Raw genomic sequence first — 6,941 nt, forward strand, 5'->3', positions numbered from 1 at the left:
CGCTGATGTTGGGGCCGAGGGCAGACCCCTTGTGGCGTCCGGTATCTTCCCAGGTGAGCTCAACGATATCCAGCCCGTAGTGGGCTGCCAGGGATCACGCCCGCGGATCCCTAGTCATGGCGATTGTCCGGTCGATTACCTGCCTATAAGCGAAGTACTCTGCCCATTGCGGCAGCGATGAGGAAGGATCCTGGCTCGTCGGAAAATCCATAGGGTTTGCCTAAGCAGTGGACATCAGCGGCAGAGCAGCCGGGGAAATGCTCATCCAGCTTAGCGAACTCAGCAGCCAAAAGGTGGGGATGTGGGCTTCCTTCAATATAGTAGGCTCCCTTCTTTAACGATGCCCTGACCATAACCCGGTTACGGAGAGCCGGCGCGGCAGTTTCGCTTTTGGCAACCCCATCCCTTTGCCGGGATCCCCAGCTACCTGGGCTACCATAAAAAGCTGTAGGGCTTTTGCATGAATCATCACAGGTCATGGCCAATATTCAACGGGATCCTGAGGTCAACGTGTCTGCGGCCACGGCCATTTCTTCAGAGTCTCAGCCTTCGGCGCCCCCCTTGCCTTTGCCCGTCATGTTTCGCCTAGGCTTATTTCAGATGGGGCTGGGGATGATGTCGCTGCTGACCCTGGGAGTGCTCAATCGAGTCATGATTGACCCGGAGCTCTTGGCCATCCCGGCCACGGTGGTGGGGGGATCCCTGGCCATGCACCAGTTGGTTTCCCCGGCCCGCGTCTGGTTTGGGCAGCTTTCCGATGCCAAGCCTTTGTTTGGGACGCACCGCAGCGGCTATGTGCGCCTGGGCTCGGTGCTGTTTGCCCTGTGCATCTTCTTGGCCGTGCAGGTGGTGTGGGGTTTGGGGCAGAGCTTTGCCAGTAGCGGTTGGTCGCTGGCCACCTACGGTTGGATTGCTCTCGCCGCCTTGATGTTTGCTCTTTATGGGCTTTGCCTGAGCGCCTGCTCCACGCCCTTTGCGGCGCTGCTGGTGGATGTTTCCGATGAGCACAACCGCTCCCAGTTGGTGGGGATCGTCTGGTCGATGCTGATGGTGGGCATTGCCGGCGGGGCAATTGGCTCGGCAGTGCTGCTGCGCGGCCTGGATCCCGAGAACTTGCAGAACACGATCAACCGCCTCTTCATTGTTATTCCTGCTGTGGTGATCCTGCTGGGGGTGATCGCCACCTGGGGGGTGGAAGAACGCTATTCCCGCTATGGATCCCGTTCCACCTTGGCCGGGCGGGAAGACCAGATCACCCTGGGCACGGCCCTCAAGGTGCTCACCGCCAGCCGCCAAACCCTGATCTTCTTTGGCTTTTTGGTTCTGATGACCATGGGCCTGTTTATCCAGCAGCCGGTTCTGGAGCCCTATGGCGGCGAGGTGTTCGGCATGACCGTATCCCAAAGTACCCAGCTCAACGCCTTCTGGAGCCTGGGCGTTCTAGCGGGAATTGTGGTGACCGGATTTCTGATCGTGCCCAGGCTGGGCAAGCAGCCAACGGCTCGGCTGGGCTGCCTGCTGGTGGCGATCTCCTTTGGGTTGACCATTTTGGCAGGGTTTACGGGCGAGCCAGCGATGTTGCAACTGTGCATGATCCTGTTTGGCCTGGCTTCCGGGATCACCACCAACGGCGCCATTAGCCTAATGTTGGACTTGACGGCAGCAGAAACCGCCGGCACCTTCATTGGAGCCTGGGGCCTAGCCCAGGCCATGTCGCAGGCGCTCTCTACCCTCATTGGTGGCGCCTTGCTGGATCTGGGGCGGATTCTCTTTCCCTCTTCCCCCGTCCTCTCCTACGCCACCGTCTTCGGGGTGGAGGCGGCGGTGATGCTGCTGGCGGTGTATTTGCTGGGACGAGTAAGCGTAGCCGAGTTCCGGGAGAAAACCAGCCGCGCCCTGACCGAGGTGCTGGCGCTGGACCTGGAGGGCTAGCGCCGCTGGGCCGGCTCGTAGTGGGGGCAGCCTTGGCAGGGTCCGTTGGGGTTAACGGCGCAGCGCAACAGGGGCGAGCGGGCATTGAACCGACAGGAGGGATCCCCTAGAAAGTGGCCGGCCTCAGGGGGTGGGCTCACTGGGCGAATGAGAGCGCGGATACTGCACAGGTGATATTTGCCCTGCCGCAGTTGATAGGAATGGCGCTTTTCCAAAACCAAATAGTGCTGCTCCGCCAGTTGAACGTAGGTACCCGGATGGGGGCTGCTCTCCCAGGGACATTCCTCCACCACCTCTCCCGAATCCGCATCGATCCACTGAATGGGCAAGGCCGGGTTGACAGAAGACATAAGGTGCCAAGGAGGCCAGCCTGGAGAACAGACCGGCAAACAATAGAATGGACGCGGTTTTGCCTGTACTGGTTCTATTTAGTGTAGAGGATTTTCCTTGGGCGGGCCGCCAATTGGGGAGAGGATCGAGCCCCAGCTCCTCGCGCCTGATCTAGATCTCCTTTTTCCCGAGGGAGGTTACCTCCATCTCTTGCGCCTCGAGTAGCCAGAGACCTTATCTCTTGCCGAGGGGGTTGCCTTAGACCCCGTTTTCTTACTGTGGCATTATGGGTCAGAAGCAAAGATTGGTAGCCTGGCTGAGGATAGGCCACTGGTGAGCCACATCTGCCTGGAGCGACCGGAGTCCTTATGGTAGGGCAAACCTTGGCTGGCCGCTATCAGATCCTAGAAGAACTGGGATCCAGCGGGCAAACCTACCTGGCCCAAGATGGCCATCGCCCCGAACAGATCTGGGTGGTGATCAGGCGTTGGCAACCTCGCTCTCCCAAGGAGGAAGAGCCCTCTGCCACCCGGCAGCGATTTCAACAGGCAATGGCGCTGCGGGAACGCCTGGGATCCCATGACACTCTCCCGCGCCTGCTGGCCTATTTTGAGGAGGAGGGGGGCTTTTACTGGGTAGAAGAGTGGATCGAGGGGCCTACCCTGGAGCAAGCCTTGCGCCAGGCCACGGAGCAAGGGCAGCTCTGGTCAGAGGCGGAGGTGCGGGCCTTTTTGCAAGATGTGCTGCAAACCTTGGCCTTGCTACACAGTGAGGGGGTAAACTGCTGCAACCTAGAGCCCTCTCACCTGATCTGTCGCCGGGCGGATGGCCGCTGGGTGGTGTTGGGCTTGGGCTGCTGCAACTCTGGGCCCGAGGCTGCCGACAGCGATCTGGAGGCACTTGGGCTCATCGCCATACAGGCCCTCTCAGGGATCCCGCCCCACAAGCTGTTTCGCGACCCGTTGACGGGGGAGCTGCGCTGGCACGATCTGGCTCCTACCAGCGCTCCTTTTGCCGCTTTTTTGGACTGCCTGGTGGGTTGTGACCCGCGGCAGCGCTTTGCTTCGGCAGCGGCAGCTTTGGCCGCTCTCCAGGCTTTGCCTCTGGCAGAGGGCGTCTCTCCCGGCGCTGAGATCCTGCCCGACCCTGTTGCCGCCGCTCCCTTACAGGAGCCGACTACGCCGCCGCGTTCCTCGGTATCACTGCGGGCGCGTTTCTGGATCCCACCACTTTGGGCGGGGAGTAGTCTGGCGGCTTTGCTGGTGCTACTCGGAGCTGCTGCCTGGCAACTGGCGGCCAACCTCAGCCTGTGGGGAGAGAAGGCAATTATGCCCAGGGACTCTGTCCCGCCCGCGGGAACGAGGGCAAATTTGGGATCCGCTGGGCTCAAAAGCTTCAGCTCCCCAGAGCAGCCGCCCAATCCCTCCAGGACTGGATCCCTATCCTCTTCCAGCCCTGCCCTCAACCTAGCTGACTGGGCCAAGTCCTTGCAGCTCAAGGCCACACTGGAAGGCCCCGCCGCTATCACCGCTCTGGCCATCAGCCCGGATGGAGATCTCCTGGTTGCCGGGGGAGACGACGGTGTCATCCGCTTTTGGGATCCCCAGGCCAGCCAACTGCTGCAGAGCTGGGCAGGCCACGAAGGCTCGATTGAGACGCTGGCCATCAGCCCCGATGGTACCTTTTTGGTGAGTGGGGGGGCCGACAAGACGGTGCGGGTTTGGGATTTGGCCACCCTGGGGGATGGGGTGCCACGGCTGCAGTTGCAGGGCCACACCGAGCTGATCAACAGCGTCGCCATCAGCCCCGATGGCCGTTGGATTGCCAGCGGCAGCGCCGACCGTACCATTCGCCTTTGGCAAGCTGAGGATGGCCAGTTGGTGCGCACCATCGACAGCGCCGCCCACCCGGTTACCCAGGGGTCAGGCATTACGGCGGTGGCCTTCGCTCCCTCTGGGGTGGCGGAAAAAAGGAGCCCGCCCTGGATCCTGGTGGCCGCCAACGGGGATCCCACCGTTCATCTTTGGGATCCCGGCAGCGGGGCTTTGTTGAAAACCCTGGAGGCCGACTACCCCATCGAGCAGGTGCTCCTCAGCCCCGATGGCCGCCACTTGCTCGCCGCCAGCGCTTCCGGCGTCTGGATCTGGAACGTGGGCACGGGATCCCTCGAGCGCACTCTGGCCCAGCCCTTGTCTGGCTTGGCCACCTTTGCCCTCAGCCCCGATGGCCGCCTGCTGGCCAGCGGCACCGATCACCGCGCCCAGCAGATCAAACTCTGGGATCTGGGCAGCGGCAAAGAGTTGCGCACCCTGGGCGGCCAGACTGGGATGGTGAGTGCTCTGCTGTTTGGCCCCAACGGGCAAACCCTTCTCAGCGGCGGTGCCGATGGCGCCATTCGCATCTGGGGGCCAGAACATCCTGCCTCAGAAGGGGACTCAGCCTTGAGGAATCGAGCCAGGTAAAATACTCCACGGAGAAGGGATCCCAGCAGCATGGGCAGAGTGGTCATTATCGGGGCAGGGCTGGCCGGCTTAACCTGCGCCAAGGTGCTGAGCCAGGCGGGTTGGAGCGATGTCCTAGTCCTGGAAAAAAGCGACGGCCCCGGCGGGCGGGTGCGCACCGACGCGGTGGAGGGCTTCCGTTTGGATCGCGGCTTTCAGGTGCTGTTTACCGCCTATCCCCAAGTGCGGCGGCATCTGGATCTGAGCAAGCTTAACCCCCGCCCCTACCGTCCGGGAGCGATGCTGGCCCAACCCGGTCGCTGCTGGCTGTTGGGGGATCCCCTGCGGGATCCGACCAGCATTGTCCCTTCCCTCTTCAACCCCTTGGCCAGCTTTGGCGACAAGCTCAAGGTGCTGCAGTTGCGGGCGGAGCTGGCGCGGCGCACCCCAGAACAGGTTTTCCAGGAAGGACTGGGGGGATCTGACCGCTCAGTGCGAGAGTTCCTGGAGGAGTACGGATTTTCCCAAAAGATCTGCCAGCACTTCTTCTACCCTTTTTTCCGCGGCATTCTTTTGGATCCGGATCTGGCCAGCAGCGCCCGCCTCTTTGCCTTTTATTTCAAGATGATGGCCGAAGGAGCCATCGTCACCCCGGCGCTGGGCATGGGAGAGATTGTCCGCCAACTGGCCGGCCACCTTGCCCCAGAGCAGATCCGCTACCAAACCTCGGTGGAGCGCATCCTGGTGGAAGAGGGAAAAGTGCGCGGGATCCGCACCGCCAAGGGCGAGGAGATCCCTGCTGAATGGGTGGTCTGTGCCACCGATGCCCCTCAAGCGCGAGCCTGGCAGGCCGAGCTCTGCCCTCAAGCTGCTGTGCCCATCCCCAGCCAGGGACGAGCAGTGACCTGCCTTTATTTCTGCGCCCCCTTTTCCCTGGCCCGCGGTGCCTACTTGTACCTCAACGCCAGCGGCCAAGGCTGGATCAACCACTGGGTGCAGCTCACCCGCCTCAGCCCGGCGCTGGCTCCTGCCGGTCAGCATCTCTATTCGGTGACGGTGCTGGGGGATCCCCCTCTGGGCGACGAGGAGCTGGCCCAAGCCTGCCGGGCCGAGCTGCAGGCCTACTTTCCCAAAGCCCCCTTGGAACGATTGCGCCTGCTGCGGGTGTATCGGATCCCTTTTGCCCAGTTTGTCCAGCCACCCGGTTTTCAGCAGCACCTGGTTCCCACCGGCAGTGGCCTGCCGGGCCTTCTCTGGGCTGGAGAATACACCCACCAGAGCAGCATCGAGGGATCCCTGCGGAGCGGCGAACAAGCGGCGGCCTGGATTTTACAAAAATCTGCTGTATAGCAAGACCCAGACTTTGACTTGCTTAATCCCCTTCTCAGCCCAAAAAGGGGGATGGTGTGGTATGTAGAGGGTGTCTACCCCAGGGATCCCTCTGCCATGCAAAGTGCTACTCTTAACCCGTTTTTCCTTCTGCAGCGCTCGTTTGAAGTTGTAGGCCCCGTCTATGGGCCGCTGTTGATCCTGGCCTCTCCCGGCTTTGTCATTCCCATCGTCGCAGAGCTGATCCCACTTTTTGGGGGGATCCTCAATTTGGCCTACAGCCTAATTGTTGCTCCCATCCTGGCTGGCGCAGCCTTTTGGCTGGTGGATCAGCACCTGAAGCGGCAAGCTCCCCTGCTGGGCAACAGCCTCGACCGGGCCCTTTCGAAGGCAGTGCCTCTGGTTTTCGGCAGCATCTTAGTAGGACTCCTCTCTTTCCTTGCCTCCCTCCTTTTGATCCTTCCTGGCATTTACGTGGGAGTCAGGCTGGTTTTTACCCCTTGTGCCATTGCCTTGGAAAATCGAGGAGCTACAGAAGGGCTGCGCTACAGTTGGAACCTTGTCAAGGGCCGCTGGTGGGGCGTGTTTTGGGCTCTTGTGGTTCCAGGTTTGATTTTGGCTGTTGTCTTTTTTGTCTTTGTTGTTTTTGCAGGAGTCTTAGGTTCGATCCTCGGCTTTGATGGGACTGTGCTTGGGTTGGTGCCTGGGGTGGTCGGGGGGGTAGCAGTTACGCCACTTGCCTGGACCTATATCGTGCTCCTGTTCCGATCCCTGCAGCACTTGAAGGGGCAAGCGGCCTCCTGATTGCGGCGTTTGTCTCGGATGGCAAAAAAGGGGAGCCCTCACCCCCGGCCCCTCTCCCAGGGGAAGTCAGCCCAAGCGCTCCGCGCCGCTCACGCGACCACCCCC

The 6,941-nt window shown here is 61.4% G+C and carries 5 protein-coding genes; 4 read left to right on the plus strand and 1 reads right to left on the minus strand.

All coding sequences use genetic code 11. The annotated features are described in order from the left end of the window. Positions 1-477 precede the first annotated feature (477 nt). Complete coding sequence (locus NW852_RS09835) at positions 478-1,932, plus strand: BCD family MFS transporter (protein ID WP_414370525.1); 1,455 nt, start codon at positions 478-480, stop codon at positions 1,930-1,932. Here the strand turns inward: NW852_RS09835 and NW852_RS09840 are convergent. Then, positions 1,929-2,282, minus strand: coding sequence for a DUF6464 family protein (locus tag NW852_RS09840; RefSeq protein ID WP_414363740.1), 354 nt, complete (start codon positions 2,280-2,282; stop codon positions 1,929-1,931). The genes NW852_RS09835 and NW852_RS09840 overlap by 4 nt on opposite strands. Before the next feature lie 348 nt (positions 2,283-2,630). On the opposite strand from NW852_RS09840, the gene NW852_RS09845 reads away from it, so the two are divergent. The 3 genes from NW852_RS09845 to NW852_RS09855 all read left to right on the plus strand — a co-directional run bounded on the left by NW852_RS09845 (position 2,631) and on the right by NW852_RS09855 (position 6,836). Continuing rightward, positions 2,631-4,724, plus strand: coding sequence for a hypothetical protein (locus tag NW852_RS09845; RefSeq protein ID WP_414426690.1), 2,094 nt, complete (start codon positions 2,631-2,633; stop codon positions 4,722-4,724). 30 nt (positions 4,725-4,754) lie between these two features. Continuing rightward, a complete protein-coding gene (locus NW852_RS09850; protein WP_414370523.1) occupies positions 4,755-6,053 on the plus strand; it encodes an FAD-dependent oxidoreductase in 1,299 nt (432 codons plus the stop codon). Between the two features lie 96 nt (positions 6,054-6,149). Next, positions 6,150-6,836 (plus strand): glycerophosphoryl diester phosphodiesterase membrane domain-containing protein, encoded by a 687-nt coding sequence (locus NW852_RS09855; RefSeq protein WP_414426691.1) that lies wholly within the window; start codon positions 6,150-6,152, stop codon positions 6,834-6,836. Positions 6,837-6,941: the final 105 nt, after the last annotated feature.

The organism is Synechococcus sp. H60.1, from assembly GCF_047462335.1.
GTDB lineage: Bacteria > Cyanobacteriota > Cyanobacteriia > Thermostichales > Thermostichaceae > Thermostichus.